Source organism: Paenibacillus sp. 01T424, from assembly GCF_056398745.1.
Map to the genome: position 1 here is coordinate 100,058 of NZ_JBFTPZ010000003.1, position 14,943 is coordinate 115,000.

14 protein-coding genes and 2 riboswitches are annotated in these 14,943 nt (G+C 45.9%); of the genes, 2 read left to right on the forward strand and 12 right to left on the reverse strand.

Annotated features, from left to right (window positions below):
• Positions 1-8 precede the first annotated feature (8 nt).
• Positions 9-437 (forward strand): hypothetical protein, encoded by a 429-nt coding sequence (locus tag AC1DPK_RS03855; RefSeq protein ID WP_477509385.1) that lies wholly within the window; start codon positions 9-11, stop codon positions 435-437.
• A 46-nt stretch (positions 438-483) separates the two neighbouring features.
• Positions 484-645: riboswitch (cyclic di-AMP (ydaO/yuaA leader) on the forward strand.
• Positions 646-648: 3 nt separating this feature from the next.
• Positions 649-1,074 carry a hypothetical protein gene (locus AC1DPK_RS03860; protein ID WP_076267937.1) on the forward strand — a complete coding sequence of 142 codons (426 nt, stop codon included), beginning with the start codon at positions 649-651 and terminating at the stop codon, positions 1,072-1,074.
• A 73-nt stretch (positions 1,075-1,147) separates the two neighbouring features.
• Here AC1DPK_RS03860 and metE read toward each other — a convergent pair whose 3' ends face one another.
• From metE to AC1DPK_RS03920, 12 genes are all read right to left on the reverse strand, one after another.
• On the reverse strand, positions 1,148-3,454 hold the full coding sequence (gene metE, locus AC1DPK_RS03865) for a 5-methyltetrahydropteroyltriglutamate--homocysteine S-methyltransferase (protein WP_477509386.1): 2,307 nt from the start codon (positions 3,452-3,454) through the stop codon (positions 1,148-1,150).
• A 149-nt stretch (positions 3,455-3,603) separates the two neighbouring features.
• Positions 3,604-3,797: riboswitch (cobalamin riboswitch) on the reverse strand.
• Between the two features lie 144 nt (positions 3,798-3,941).
• Positions 3,942-4,697, reverse strand: coding sequence for a 2-dehydro-3-deoxy-D-gluconate 5-dehydrogenase KduD (kduD, locus tag AC1DPK_RS03870; RefSeq protein WP_339207638.1), 756 nt, complete (start codon positions 4,695-4,697; stop codon positions 3,942-3,944).
• A gap of 4 nt (positions 4,698-4,701) precedes the next feature.
• Positions 4,702-5,496 (reverse strand): DeoR/GlpR family DNA-binding transcription regulator, encoded by a 795-nt coding sequence (locus tag AC1DPK_RS03875; protein ID WP_430057569.1) that lies wholly within the window; start codon positions 5,494-5,496, stop codon positions 4,702-4,704.
• Positions 5,497-5,521: 25 nt separating this feature from the next.
• Positions 5,522-6,352, reverse strand: coding sequence for a 5-dehydro-4-deoxy-D-glucuronate isomerase (gene kduI / locus AC1DPK_RS03880; protein ID WP_076267940.1), 831 nt, complete (start codon positions 6,350-6,352; stop codon positions 5,522-5,524).
• A 226-nt stretch (positions 6,353-6,578) separates the two neighbouring features.
• On the reverse strand, positions 6,579-7,187 hold the full coding sequence (locus AC1DPK_RS03885) for a TVP38/TMEM64 family protein (RefSeq protein WP_477509387.1): 609 nt from the start codon (positions 7,185-7,187) through the stop codon (positions 6,579-6,581).
• A 100-nt stretch (positions 7,188-7,287) separates the two neighbouring features.
• A complete protein-coding gene (locus AC1DPK_RS03890) occupies positions 7,288-7,623 on the reverse strand; it encodes an HIT domain-containing protein (protein ID WP_477509388.1) in 336 nt (111 codons plus the stop codon).
• Positions 7,624-7,661: 38 nt separating this feature from the next.
• Positions 7,662-8,912 (reverse strand): MFS transporter, encoded by a 1,251-nt coding sequence (locus AC1DPK_RS03895; protein ID WP_477509389.1) that lies wholly within the window; start codon positions 8,910-8,912, stop codon positions 7,662-7,664.
• Between the two features lie 116 nt (positions 8,913-9,028).
• The gene (locus AC1DPK_RS03900) at positions 9,029-10,162 is read right to left on the reverse strand and encodes a winged helix-turn-helix domain-containing protein (protein WP_477509390.1); all 1,134 of its coding nucleotides are present in this window, start codon (positions 10,160-10,162) and stop codon (positions 9,029-9,031) included.
• A 72-nt stretch (positions 10,163-10,234) separates the two neighbouring features.
• On the reverse strand, positions 10,235-11,260 hold the full coding sequence (locus AC1DPK_RS03905; RefSeq protein WP_441879101.1) for a DUF2332 domain-containing protein: 1,026 nt from the start codon (positions 11,258-11,260) through the stop codon (positions 10,235-10,237).
• 129 nt (positions 11,261-11,389) lie between these two features.
• A complete protein-coding gene (locus AC1DPK_RS03910) occupies positions 11,390-12,169 on the reverse strand; it encodes an SDR family oxidoreductase (protein WP_477509391.1) in 780 nt (259 codons plus the stop codon).
• A 32-nt stretch (positions 12,170-12,201) separates the two neighbouring features.
• Positions 12,202-12,684, reverse strand: a complete 483-nt coding sequence (locus AC1DPK_RS03915) for a hypothetical protein (protein WP_477509392.1) — start codon at positions 12,682-12,684, stop codon at positions 12,202-12,204.
• Positions 12,685-12,867: 183 nt separating this feature from the next.
• A complete protein-coding gene (locus AC1DPK_RS03920; protein WP_477509393.1) occupies positions 12,868-14,916 on the reverse strand; it encodes an alpha-glucuronidase family glycosyl hydrolase in 2,049 nt (682 codons plus the stop codon).
• Positions 14,917-14,943: the final 27 nt, after the last annotated feature.

Here is a 14,943-nt window from a genome sequence, read left to right on the forward strand (position 1 = left end):
TCTCATTGATGTCTACACCAGTTGAAGTACCTTTGCCAAGCTTGGAAAATCATCCTGCTGCCTTGTTTGAAATTAAACGAATTCAAATGTTTGTGCTGCCGGCTTGCTTGCTTGAATCGAATGGTTACCGTGTTTGCCTGAGGCTCTCCACTGCTAATGGTCATGGCTGGAGTGAGCTGTTTATTAAAAAATCCGAGAAGCCTTGCGACTGGATCAGATGGAGCAGTATGCTGCTAAGGTTCATCGGCACACTTCCTCTTGCGTCTCCTTTTGTTTTTCAAACAGATCCAATGATGAAGGACGAGCGTATATTTCATTTGTTTGCAGCCGCTGCTTTGCATATAGAATCCAATCATTACACTTTTCCAAACTGTGAATATGACCGTGAAGAGCATACTTTATTTAAACAAGCTATCTCTTATGTATCGTTATTTTAAGCACTTCTGATTTACAGATGCGTTAATGAAGGGTATAATTAAGAGTAAACTATTTACGCTGAATTTTTCGAATGAAAAAGCGGGGGAACCATCGCGATCGATCGAGATCGATTCGCAAGGGGTGAATCCAGGGATTTGTAACCCTGGTAGGGCTTTCTCTCTAGCCCGAATCCGACAGCTAACCTCGTAAGCGAATAAAGGAGAGATGTATATGTTGACAAATTGTGCACGAAATCTGCATCTTTTTACGGAACAGACCCCTTATTTATCTGTCACACGAATCGAGCTATTCGTCATTCCTGCTCTTGCCGTCGATTCTGCAGGCCATCGCGTATGTCTTCGTTTAACAAGCAATCAAGGCTTCGGCTGGAGTGAACTATTTGCCAGCGACACAGAAGAGCTCATTGACTTAGAACGATGGAGCGACCTGCTTCAGTCTTTTATCGGCAGCATTCCTCTACCACCTCTTAACCAGTATCACTATGACAAAACGGATCAGGATGGGCGCGTTCTCGACTTATTCGTCTCCGCCGTCAAGCATGTCCTAGCACAATCCGCCGATGCAGCCCCGTACAGCAACGACCATGAAGAGTCTGTTTTGCGTCAACGTTCCGTCTCCTACATCTCTTTGGATTAATTTCGTTCATAAGAAAAAAAAGGCAGTCCAGAACAGATAACCTAGTTCTGGACTGTCTTATTGTATTTAGGGATTAAACCTTCGCTAATGCAGCACGCTGCTCTCTGACTTGGTAAGTAGCCAGCATCATGTTGCGTAGTGAAGCAACCGTTTCTTCCATTCCGCGTGTTTTCAAGCCGCAGTCCGGATTAATCCAGAAGAGCGCAGGATCTAGCACTTTAATGGCGCGCTCGATCATGCTGACCATTTCTTCCACTGAAGGTACACGCGGGCTGTGAATATCGTAAACGCCTAAGCCGATGCCTTGGTCATAGGTGTTCTCCTCAAAGCTATGAATCAGCTCGCCATGGCTGCGCGAGGTTTCAATGGAGATGACATCCGCATCCAGCGCAAGAATGGAATCGATAATATCATGGAACTCACAATAACACATATGTGTATGAATTTGTGTTGTGTCACGCACAGCTGAAGTCGATAGACGGAACGCATGCACGCCCCATTTTAAATAGGCATCCCAATCACTGCGTTTAAGCGGCAAGCCTTCTCGCAAAGCTGGCTCATCAACCTGGATCATCTCTATACCTGCGCTCTCAAGCGCCTTTACTTCCTCTGAGAGTGCAAGCGCAATTTGGTATGCGACCTGCTCGCGTGTGATATCGTTGCGAACAAATGACCAGTTTAAAATCGTAATCGGCCCCGTCAGCATCCCTTTTACCGGACGGCTTGTCAGCGACTGCGCATACACGCTTTCGGTTACTGTCATTGGCTCAGTAAATACAACATCGCCATAAATGGCCGGCGGCTTTACGCAGCGGGAACCATACGATTGAACCCAGCCGGCTTTTGTAAATGCGAACCCATCCAGCTTCTCTCCGAAAAATTCGACCATGTCCGTACGCTCAAATTCACCATGAACGAGGACGTCTATGTTAAGCTCTTCTTGGATTTCAATCCAATTTTTAATTTTATCGTTGATAAAGGAAGCGTAGTCCTGCGAGCTGAGCTCGTTTTTTCTCCATTTTTGCCTTGCTTGGCGTACATCCAGCGTTTGCGGGAAGCTGCCGATTGTTGTTGTTGGAAGGAACGGCAAATTCCACTTTTGCTGCTGCAGCTTTTGTCTCTCCGCAAATGGCTTCTGCCTCGTTGAAGGATGCGCCGCTATCGCTGCTGCATCAGCAGCTTGGCGATTGCGGGCAGGAGAAATGGATAAATGATGAATCCGCTCGCCGTTAAGCTTAAGCTCAAGCTTGCGCAGTTCTGAGATGTCCGCCTCATTTACAGTCGCTGTTTCACTTAGCCACACAATTTCATCCAGCTTTTCTTCCGCGAATGCAAGCGCCTCACGCAGCTCTACTGGCAGATTGGTTTCGTTTTTTGCCGTTACCGGCACATGCAGCAGGCTGCATGACGATTGAATGATCGTGCGCTCAGCTGGAATGTATGCGGAAAGCTTTTGCAGCAATTCGAGCTTTTGCTTATAGTCTGAGCGCCAAATGTTGCGTCCGTCTACAAGTCCGATACCAGCGAGCTTATCCTTCGGATAACCAAATTGCTCCAGCGACTTCAAGTTTTGCTCCAAACCATGAACGAAATCCAAACCGATCGCTTGTACCGGGAGAGCAACTACAGCTTCATAATGCTCAACCGCCTCAAAATACGTTTGAAGCATTATGTTAAGCGCTGGCGCTGCTTGGTTCAGCCTTGCATAAATCGATTCAACCCATTGCATCTCTTCCTCAGAGATAGAGGTAACAAGGATGGGCTCATCGATTTGCACCCATTGTACGCCTTCTTGCTCAAGCTCCTTAAGCAGCTGAGCATAAAGCGGTATAAACTGCTCAATGAGCTGCGGAAGCTGCTTGGCATCGTAGCCCTTCGACAGCTTGAGGAAGGTGTATAGACCGATAATGACAGGTTTACCTTCAATGCCAAGCTTTTCTTTGGCTTCGCGGTACGCAATTAGCGGACGGTTTTCCGTCAGTACCGGCGCAGCACCCGCAAGTTCTGGCACGATATAGTGATAGTTGGTATTAAACCATTTGGTCATCTCGCAGGCTTGTGCTTCCTGTGTCCCTCTCGCCATTGCGTAGTAGGTCTGTACGGGAACAGGACCTCCATCATAGGAAAAACGATCTGGCACAAGGCCAAACATCGCTGCAGTATCCAGCATTTGATCATACAACGTAAAATCATTAACAGGAATTAGCGAAATTCCTTTATCTTTTTGCAGCTTCAAGTTGTTTAGACGAATGCTTTCAAGCGTTTGAAGGAATATCGTTTCGTCCAAATCACCTTTCCAAAAAGCTTCAAGCGCTTTTTTCCATTCCCGATTTTCGCCGATACGCGGATATCCAAGTACACTGTTTTGCAGTTTGCTCACGTTCATATTTCCTCCTAATAAATGTGATTATTATGAAATAAAAGCACAAAAAAGAGCGTCGTTACCTTAAAGAAGCAAAGGTAAAGACGCCCGGCGTTTTAATAAACAGCGGTTCTGTCTTAACACCTCCCTATCTCCCGTAGGTAAAATCAGTGTCGTTCAAATAGGCAGGTCTCCTGGCTCCAGAATCATCATCGTAAGCTTGCCTTCCCAACCGGTTAAGATCAGTGGCGTTAGCGCTTAGACTCCTCTGTTACAGTGGCGGGACCGCGTCGGTTTTGCACCGGACTTCCCTTTTAAGCTCAAGCTATACAGCAAGAGCACCTATTTCCACTTATTTCAGTTGTTGATCGCATTTTTTAGGATCACGAATAACTATACACGCAAAATAATAACCATACAATGGAAATCACTATAATATCAAAAAAAGACTCTCCTCTAAGCAGCCTGCGCTGTAAAAGGAAAGCCTTATTGGTTTTTTATATAATTACCTAACCAGCCAACCGCCATCAACAGCCAAAATATGGCCGTTCATATAATCAGAAGCTGAAGAGGCTAGGAACACCGCTGGTCCAATCAAATCCTGCGATGTACCCCAGCGTCCCGCTGGTATGCGCTGCAAAATTTGAGCACTGCGAACAGGATCCTCGCGAAGCGCTTCGGTGTTGTCTGTACTCATGTAGCCTGGGGCTATCGCATTTACCTGCAAGCCTTTAGCTGCCCATTCGCTAGCAAGCGCTTTGGTAAGACCGGCAACGGCATGTTTGCTGGACGTATAGCCCGGAACATTAATTCCGCCTTGGAAGGTTAACATCGACGCAATGTTAATAATTTTCCCTGAGCCCTGTTCAATCATATGTTTCCCAGCCAGCTGGGAAAGGAGAAATACAGAATTCAAGTTAACATCGAGTACATCCTGCCAGTCCTCGTAGCTATGCTCTGCAGCGGGCGTGCGGCGAATGATACCCGCGTTGTTGACCAAAATATCGATGCGTCCCAGTTCTTCAACTGTACGATCAACAATTCCAGCAAGCTTCGTTCGGTCAGCAATATCGGTCTGAATTGTAATCGCTTTGCGTCCAAGCTCTCTTATCGCTGCTGCCGTTTTGTCAGCAGGCGTTTGGTTCGTGACAAGCGCGATATCCGCACCCGCTCGTGCTAATCCAAGCGCAATCGCTTCCCCAAGCCCGCGCCCTGCACCTGTGACGACAGCTGTTTTACCCGTCAAATCAAACAAACTCATCGGCTCAGCTCCTACCTTTAGTACGCTTCCCATTTTCCGAAAGCGCTGCTTTCATCATTTTTATATTTTGTGACTCATACCTCGCCGCAACGTCCGCATCTATACCTTCGTCTGTGATGATATAGTCAATTTCATGCAAACCGGCAAACGTTATTAGTGCACCCTTATCGAATTTGTTATGATCGGCAAGGCAGTAGACGACCTTGGCATTTTCCATATACAGCTTCTTCAGCTTCGTCAATTCTTCTGTGAATATGGTAAGCCCATATTCCATATGAATGCCGGTTGTGGAAAGAAACAGCTTGTGTACATTCAGTCGTTTAATCCATTCCTGCGATTCTGCGCCGATAAGCAAATTGTTATGCCGGTAGCCCCCAGGAATAACAAGCCTTACTTGGTCCTTCGCAGTCAGCTCCCGAATGATAAGCAGATCGTTCGTAAGCACCGTAACCGGGATGTTGGGCAGACGTTTTGCCATTTCGAGCGTAGTACTGCCAGCATCAAGCGCAATAATATCATTAGGCTCGATGCAGGAAAGAGCAAGCTCCGCAATCGCCGCCTTCTCCCGCTGATGCTTGCTATTTGGGAATTGCAGCGGATAAAGGCTGTCTTCGCCTCTATGCTGGGGCACAGCTCCGCCATGAGTCCGTTTCAGCAATCCCTTCTCTTCCAGCTTCTCTAAATCTTCACGAACCGTTTTCTCCGTGACTTGAAACAGCTCGCTTAGCTCGGAAACTTTAACCGCGCCAAGCTGCTCCAATTTATCTATAATCTTACGATGCCGTTCGGCAGCAAGCATAGTGCACCCCCTGTAGCGAATGTTTCTATTTTAGCTCGCTTGCAGGTACGGCGTCCATATCTGTAAATGTGTAGTTCTCTCCAGCCATCGACCAGCAGAATGTATAATTGCTTGTGCCCACTCCTGAGTGGATCGACCATGGCGGTGAAAGAATCGCTTGGTCGTTGGCAACAACAAGATGTCTCGTCTGCGAAGGCTCGCCCATCATATGGAATACGCGAGCATCATCATTCATGTCGAAGTATAAGTATGCTTCCATGCGGCGGTCATGGACATGCGAAGGCATCGTATTCCAGACGCTTCCCGTTTTCAAGCTCGTTACACCAAGCATAAGCTGGCAGCTTTGGATGCCGTCTGCGTGGATATATTTATAAAGAATACGTTCATTGGAAGTCTCCTGCGAACCAAGATGAGTCGGATTCGCTTCCTCCATCGTCATCTTGCGTGTTGCAATTTCAGCATGCGCAAGCGCGGAACAGAAATAAAGCTTCGCAGGGTTCGCTTTATCGACACTTGAAAGCAGCACCTGACGTTTGCCCTTGCCAACATAAAGCACGTCGAGCTTATTCAGCTCGTATACTTCCCCATCAACGGAAATCGAAGCAGGTCCGCCAATATTCAAGAAACCAACCTCGCGGCGCTCCAAGAAATATTCGGTTTTTAGCGTTGCAGCATCCTCCAGCTCAAGCGTCTCGTTCACAGGCAATGCTCCGCCTACAACCATTCTGTCATAATGCGTATATGTCATTTTTAATTGATCTTGCTCAAACAAGCTTTCGATCAAAAACTCGCTGCGCAGACGTTCCGTATCATATTGCTTCACATCAGTAGGATTCGTAGTATGGCGTACTTCCATTGGATAAAAGCCTCCTAAAAGTTATTTGCGTTAGACTCGCCTCGCAAGCTACGCTAATGTTTGTTATTGTTCGTTTTTATAATAACACACATTTACGAACATAAAAAGAACATTTTAAACATTTTGGATTAGCAGGAACATTTTATTTTCGAGAAGAGTGTACAACAAAAAAACGACCTCTGCGCGCATCATTTGCGAAGAGGCCTTCTGTTGTTTTAGAGAAAATCTACTGAAGCTTCCACTTTCGATAAACAAAAAGAGATACCGCCATAAACAAGCCGTATACTAAGACGGTAACAAATACGTTTCTTGGGTCCGTCATAAGCGTATCACCGATCGTGGCGAACAGCAGCATCGCTGGAATTTTGCCAATCGATGAGGCGATCGCATAAACGGTAAAGGAAACACGGCTTAGCGCAGAGTACATATTAACTGCAATGGATGGAATGAACGGAATGAGCCGAGCAAACATAATCGTCAGAAAAGCATTCTGCTCAAACATCACCGTTAGTTTTCCGATGCTTGGATAACGGTAGAGAAATTTCTTCCCCCACTCTTGATAGCCATAGCGGATAAACAGAAACATCACAATGGATGCTGCCGCTGAGCCCGTCCAAGTCACTGCCGCGCCTAACACTGGGCCAAGAGCAGCACCAATGAGCCCGCCGATTACGGGATACGGGATGACAGGAAATAGTGCGACGAGCGTTGCCATAATGACGACGAGCGGCACATTATCCGCTTGCTGAAACCACGTCAAAATCACATCACCAAAACGATAAATAAGAAAAGCAATACTGGCATACAAAGCAGCTAAACCTGTTTTTTTGAGCATCGTTGTACCCCTGAATAGTAGATATCTCCAGCTTATCATTATTGAAGATAAATACGAGCAATGCATTGTGTCAAATTTAAGATAGCCAGTGATCAGTCGTTCAGTTCTTGTTTAAAGGTTGGCCGTAAACGATGTGAAAGTGAAGATGTTTAGAGTCTTGATATTTGCCTAAATTAGTGATGACTCTGCAAGCACCATGTTCGGATTCCACTTGAGTGGCTGCTTTTTTTACGACATCCATTAACTCAAGAAACAGGTCATTGTCTGCCGCTTCTAAAGTAAGCAATGAGGAGATATGTTTTTTTGGAATTGCAACAATGTGGACGGGATAAAATGGTTTGGTATGGTGATAAGCAAGTACTCGATCCGTCTCAATCACCTTCTGTACAGATGTTCGGCCGCTTAATACTTCATCACAATAAAAGTCCTCAGACATTCGTGTAATACCACCTTTTCTAATGTTATACTTTTATTTCAAAATGCTTTCTCCTCTAGCCGCTGCTTATTTACCTTCGTCTCACTGTAATAAAGGTAAATAGCCGCTATTCCTGTTGTAGCTACCCCAACACCGAGGAATACACTGCCGACACTCCACCACGAAGCCATCATCGCCCCTATTACCGGTGCAATGAGCATAGAGCTCGTCTGAAAAGCATTCGCTAACGCAAACACAGGACCAACCGTTTCATCCGTCGTCTCTATTTGCAGCACATAGCCAAACGGCACCGCGCTTTGTGCGCTGTAAAAGCCAAGTGCCGCACATAACGGCAGCCACAAAGCGAGCTCCGCTTGGAATATGCCCATTCCGCTAATTCCTACCGCAATAACGAGAAATCCAGTTACGATACCCGCTTTCGTCATATGGGTAAGCGGCCGCTGCTTCCACCCGCTCCATTGTCCTGCCAGTAAAGCGCCGGCAACACTGCCTGCACCAACCGAGCCAATGAGCAGTCCGAATAAATTCTCAGCCATTCCCGATTCCTTCGCCAGCAAAACGAACAAACCATCATACAAAAAGATAAGGAAAAACAAAGAAGCAGCATACATAATGACCGCCTTCAGGAGCGGCCTGCGCATCACATGCTCCCAGGCAACCCTTAATCCGCCGGATGATTTTGCCGCTTGCTCCTTCTGTCCTCTCCAAGACGGGATAAAACTGAGCATCAGAGCTGATAGTGCATACAATATAGCGCTTATGATAAATGGAACCGTTGCTCCGAGCCATGCCATTATTGCTCCGCCGATCATAGGTCCCAATACCTTCGTCAAATTAACCGACATTTGGCTGAGTGAAGAGGCCTGCGCCAGCAAATGCCGGTCAACGATTCGTTTAACAGCGCTTTGCCTAACCGGATCAAATACAGCGCTCATGCTGTGCTTAAGCAATACCAATAGCAGGAGAATAGGAAGTGACGGCGCCCAAGCCATGGCCAGCACGAATACAAATCGCAATAGATCGCATCCGATTAACAAGCTTTTTCCGGAAATATAACTTAGACGCACACTCATCAACGGTCCCACAATGACATAAGGCAAACCGACACAGATCGATAAAGCGGCAACTGCCATAGAGCCGTGATTCCATGCATAAACAATTAATGCGCTAAGCGCTATAAAATCAAGCCAATTCGCAAGGTCGGACAACAGCTGGCCAATAAACAGCTGGCGGAAGCTTTTTGCCCGCAGCGGGCGCCAAATCGGATCATTCGTTTTTGCATTTTCCATCTTGATAACCTCCGGTATGAGTTGATAGAACCAACGATACCGGACAATTATCAGAGCAATATCAGAGCATGAATAAAGATTAAATAGAGATTTAATAGAAATTTACTAGAGAATTATTAGTAGGATTTCAGCTCAGCTTGAAGCTGCTCCTTTACCTGTTTTGCAATATCATCCAGCCCAATCTGTGCCGTTAACCGGCTCCATTCCTTCACAAAGTAATCCCGGTCTGCTCCCCAGCCATGCACCTTGGTTATGATCAGAAGGGTGTGATAGCTGTTTAACAGATTGGCTAAAAAATGCGACTGCTTCAGCAGCGAGAATCCCTGTTCAATAAAGGACAAGCCGGATTTTCTGTTCGAACGATAAAGCGCTATCCCCTTCAAAATACGATAATGCCCCTCCTCGCGTTGATAAGGAAACTGTTTGAGCTTCGCCTCAACAACCTCTGCAGCCGATTCAACTTCTGACCACAGCTCAGCGCGCAGCACAAATTCCAGCTCTAGATTAGCGGTGTAGGGGATGAGCCCTTCCCAGTTATTCCGCTTCACTTCTGCTTTAAGCAAATCCAGCTTTTCCTTGGCAGCCTCGAACTCTCCCCAATCCATCAGCATGCTGATGATCGACATCGTTTCGAGCTCGTTTTGCCATAACTGCGCCAGCACCTGTTGCCTACGAACGATCGCCACATACTCACGGTTGTCCTGCGGGTCAATAAACTGATATAAGTACAGCAAAAGGAAGGCACGATCTGCAAATGAGCCCTCCTCCTCCCGCACAATAAAACGTACATCGCCTTCCATTACGCGAAATAAAAGCTTTAAGGTTGGGTCCACCTTAAAGCCTAATACTTGCTCATTTCGAGTCAGCATGAGGAGCGCATCTCCTCTTCCATAGCGCAAATAAGTGCTGACGATTCCGCTTAGCTCCTTCGTGAACGAAGGCAGCTCGATTAGTGGGTTGTCATTCAAACCTTCCTGCTTCAGCAGCAGTCGATAACCGAGTCCACGTACCGTATCGATCTGAATAGTCGGCGACCATTGTGCAAGCTTGCGCCGCAGCCGGTAAATGTGATCATCTACTGTACGATCTACCGGCGCCTCCATTGGCCAGACGTTGTCTAGCAGCTGTTCGCGCGACAGCGTTTGCCCTGCATGGCTGTGCATGAAATGCAGCAGCGCATATTCCTTCGGAAGCAGTACAATCTTTTGTGCTTTCCATGCAACGGTGTAAGCACCCGCATCCCATTCCATAAATCTCTCGACCTCTATCCCTGCGCGCTGAAATTATGCTCTTTCGTTAAATCCACAATGAACGAGGTAGGATCAAAGCATCCACCGAAACCAACGGCCATGACCATCTGTTTCCGCTAACGTTTTCGATTGCACCTTGCCCTCCAAATAATAATCAAGATGAAGATTTGGGTCCCACATATTATTGTAGAGGTGAAATATATCTCTTTGTTGCCCTATTCTCCTAATGCTGTCTGTTAATTCAACTTTGTCGTCATGAGTCATTTGGTTGGCTACATGGGTGTGAAACACACCAATAACACAATCCTCCGTTATTTTAGCAACCATTTCAGCAAGTCGTTTCACGCCATTCCCCTGAAACAACTCCATCTGCTGCCCTTTTAATAAAGAAGCTGCTTTGTCAAAATTCACAATCCGCTCATTATGCTCAGGCCAAATCAACGACTTTAACCAAAGATAATCGTCTTCCTCTTCCAGATTATTAACGTGCAAATCTATTCCTATCCTTGCAATCACTGGCGGACTTTGTTTTAGGAGATGCAAGGCAATGTCTCCACGAACTTCCGAGTGCAGTACCAGTTCAGCATCTATATTTCCATAGGTTTCACTATTGTTGTATTGATAACTATACTTATCCCAAAAAAGCTGCAGCCCCGCACTTGTGCCGATTTCAATGATTGCTAATGGTTTGTTCGTTTTTTGATACATATAACAAAAAGCAGGATACAAGTAAGCACAGCGTCTAACCTCATTCGTTTGTACAAGCTTGCTTTGGAGCAGTTGAACAATTTCGTTTTTATGCTGAAGGCAAAAGTGTTTAAAAAAAGGGAATGCCTCCGCCGCATCTCTCGGATCGTTAACTATGCTGCCGTAAAACTTTTGCAGTTCGTGGCTGCTCTCTTTGTCCAGCAAGTACTGAACCGCAGCAAAAAAAAGATTGGGAACTGGCTGGCCTTCTCTGCAATAAGAAGCCATCTGAAGCATTTCATCATCATCTGCAATGGCTAATGATAGCTGTTCATACAAACGGCTTGAGCCTTTGCATTCCCTCGTCGCGAACACCATAAATTGCTCAGTCAAAATAGGTTTGTTCAACAATGCCATCCCTCCATTTTCCCACTTAACGGCATTGTATCATGGCTATCGATAAATTATATTTCAATGATTTTATAAACTATATAGATTTCTTTTATCACGTGTACGTAGGATGATAAAGGACAAAATCAGCTATTTACCTAAAAAACCGCCTTCAGATTTTATAACTTGCCCGGTTATCCACTGTGATTCGTCACTCGCCAAGAAGCTGATTGCTTTAGCTGCATCCTCCGGCAAACCGATGCGTCCCATAGGGAACATTGGCAAAAAGCCAGCCTTCATCTGCTCATCCATCCAGCCAGAATCGGTGGGACCTGGATCAAATCCATTTACTGTAATTTGAAGCGGAGCCAACCCTACAGATAGCGGCTCGATAAGCCCAATCAATGCGCCTTTTGTTGCTATGTAAGCCAAATTATTCGGATCAGGCCCTTTTGAAACCATAAAAATAATTCTGCCCGATGTCCCTTTTATTTGGTTTTTCTCAAATCTGCTCGCAAACTCTGTGCTTAACAATATCGGCCCGCGGTTATTCACAGCATAATGTTGGTCCAATATATTTATATCCAAGCTTTTATAATTGGAAGGTACGCAATAGGTGGCGTTGTTAATTAAAATAGTCGCGTGGCCTAACGACCTTTCTACCTGTTCCATTATAAGGGCAGGAGTTTCCACATCGGCAAAATCCGCTTCCATATGACTTGCCCTCACGCCTAAGTCTTCTAGTTCCTTACGCAGCTGCTCAGGCCAATCCTTCTCTCCCCCATTGCCTTCCGTTTCATCAAAGGCATGCCAATGCGTAAAGAAAATGTCTGCTCCTAAGCGTGCAAGCGAACGGCAAATCGCTGTTCCAATTCCCGTGGATCTGCTCGCTCCTGTAACGATTGCTATTTTATTTTTTAATGAGATCATTCGCAATTCCTCCATATTCGTTTATCCTGTACTTATAATCTATCTATTAGATTTAATACATGTTGTTTAATCTGCTTTTTCTCATCGTCTGATAGAGCACTGGATCGAAAATTTTGTAAATTGTCATCAGGTATGATAATGGTTGATGGCTCCTCAAGCTCTTTTTTTCGATTATCTCCATCTTCAACCATCGTGATATGAGACTTGCTGAATTTCGTATGTACGATTTCTGATTTAACATATTTTCCATCCAGATCATAATAATCCACGACCATTTTGATGTCAGAGCTTAAATAATTTTTATTTTCTGCAAAAGCAGTAATAGAGTTCACCTTCTTAAAGCCTGTTTGTTCATAAAAGCCATCTTTATTTTCCTCTGAAATTTCTATGCTAAATGCCTCGATATGCTCGACTTTAACTGTATTGCTGCAAGCGCTTAACAATACAACAAATGCAGATATTACGCTTAAGTTCATTGCAATAGCTAACCAATCAAATCCTCTCATGACTTTCATAGCTTCACTCCTCATCGCAATTTCCAATAAAATCCCATTACTTTATGATTGCAAAGCTTTCCTCATTTGTAAAGGTTTTATCTATAGACAAAAACAGCCCTCTACCAACGCGGCAGCGGACTGAATATTGTGCTTGTAAACAAAAAACGAGGTGGACAAATCTCCACCTCGCATGCAAACCCATTAAAATATTTTCCGACCAGCCGCATCGGCAATGCCCGATTTGCGGTAGAAATACGTATTGATCACGTCGCGCCAATGCTTGGCATGAGCAGCTTGAAAGGTCAAGCGCTCAGCGACATGCGCAAACCTTGCTTCATCGATTTTGCCCGCCAAACCTGCCCAATCCCGCAGCATCTGATCTGCTTCCTCCGCACCCGCAAAATGGGTATCGTAGATATGCTGAATGACCGTCTTGCCAGAATGGAGTACATGGGTATAAGGCACATGATGGAAAAATAACAGCAGCTCGTCTGGACAAGTGTCCAAACTATCATACTGCGAACGGTTTGGTTCATTATACTGTGCGGTATATCCTGTTCCACTCGCCTGCGTCCGGTCAACGCCGATACCGTCACGATCTGCAAAATGGTAGGTTCCCCATCTTGAATACTCGTAGCCATCGACATCCGGACCAAAATGATGGTTAGGCGTGATCATCCAGCCTACGCCAAGCGGTGCCGTATAGCTTTCATATAACAGCCACGACTTCATCAGCATGTCACCGATTGCTAAAGCTATCTCAGCATCATTGCCAAACGTTGCGGCTATCCACTCGTGCGAAATCTCCTCGGCTGTTAAAGCCGGGTTCCACACCAGCCGGCCATATCCGTAAAGATTGGCTTGTGCGAGAATATGCCCTGTCCAGCTCTCTTCATTCCCAATATTGCTCACCGCTGCAATTCCGCTATATTTCATACCGTACAATGTGCCATCCACCACTCGCTTAACTTCAGTCGATGCACCTTCCGCATAGGTATCGAAATCCATTACCTGCTTCCACTGCGGGACGAGATAGCAAAGATGCTTCTGTTGGCCGGTATATTCTTGAGTGATCTGGAACTCCATCATCTGGTTCGTTTTCTTCATCGCGCCAAACAATGGGGATACGGGCTCGCGAACCTGAAAGTCCATCGGTCCATTCTTAATTTGTAGAATGACATTACTCCGAAAACGACCATCGAGCGGTTTAAAATGGTCAAATGCAGCACGTGCTCGATCGATCTTCCGATCACGCCAATCCTGCATGCAGTCATAAACGAAGCAGCGCCAAATGACGATGCCATCGTGAGCTTCCAGCGCTTCAGCGAGCATATTCGCTCCATCTGCATGGTCACGTCCATAAGCAAATGGCCCGGGCCGATGCTCAGAATCTGCCTTCACGACGAAACCACCGAAGTCAGGTATAAACGCGTAGATCCGTTCAGCCGTTTCCTTCCACCACTGCTGCACACTAGCATCCAGCGGATCTGCAGTGGCCAGACCTCCGATTTGTAGAGGAGCAGCAAAGTTAACGCTCAGAAACAGCGTAATTCCGTACCTGCGGAAAATGTCTGCAATAACCGCAACAGCAGGAAGCTTTTCCTCTGTGATGAACATCGTTTCAATCTCATGAACATTCACATTATTGATAGAAATCGCATTGAGGCCAACGGATGCGAGCATTCTCGCATAATCGTTTATTCGATTAAAATCACTCGTTATTTCTCCGTTTTGATAAAATATAGACTGTCCCGCATACCCTCGCTCTACCGAACCGTCAGCATTATCCCACTGATTAATCATTCGAAGCGACATGGCTGGAGATTGCTCGGCATTCAGTTCTTTCACTGGCTTACCGGCGCCTAATAGACGCAGCAAATGAAACACGCCATATAATACGGCTGTATCTGATCCGCCGACAAGAGATAAATTGCCATGGCCTTGCTGAGAGCTGTACCGAATCATATATCCCGCTTTGGATGGCTCCCATCTATCCGAATCCATCAATACGGAGTCCACCATAATATGAAGAAAGCCAGCCGTCGCAGGCTCAGCCCGCTCCTTTACTGCCGGGATTATGCCGATTAAGGCATGAATACCATGCTGCAGCTCTTTGATTGCCGTTTCCAATACGCCAGTCGCCACGCCACTAAAGACGATCTGACCAAAAAGAGCCGAATACTCCTTTTTCAAATGCAAATCCTCTATCCGCTGAGGATTCAGCCAAGCCTTATACGTGTGACTGTCCATTTATTAACGTGCCTCCTTGTAAGCTGG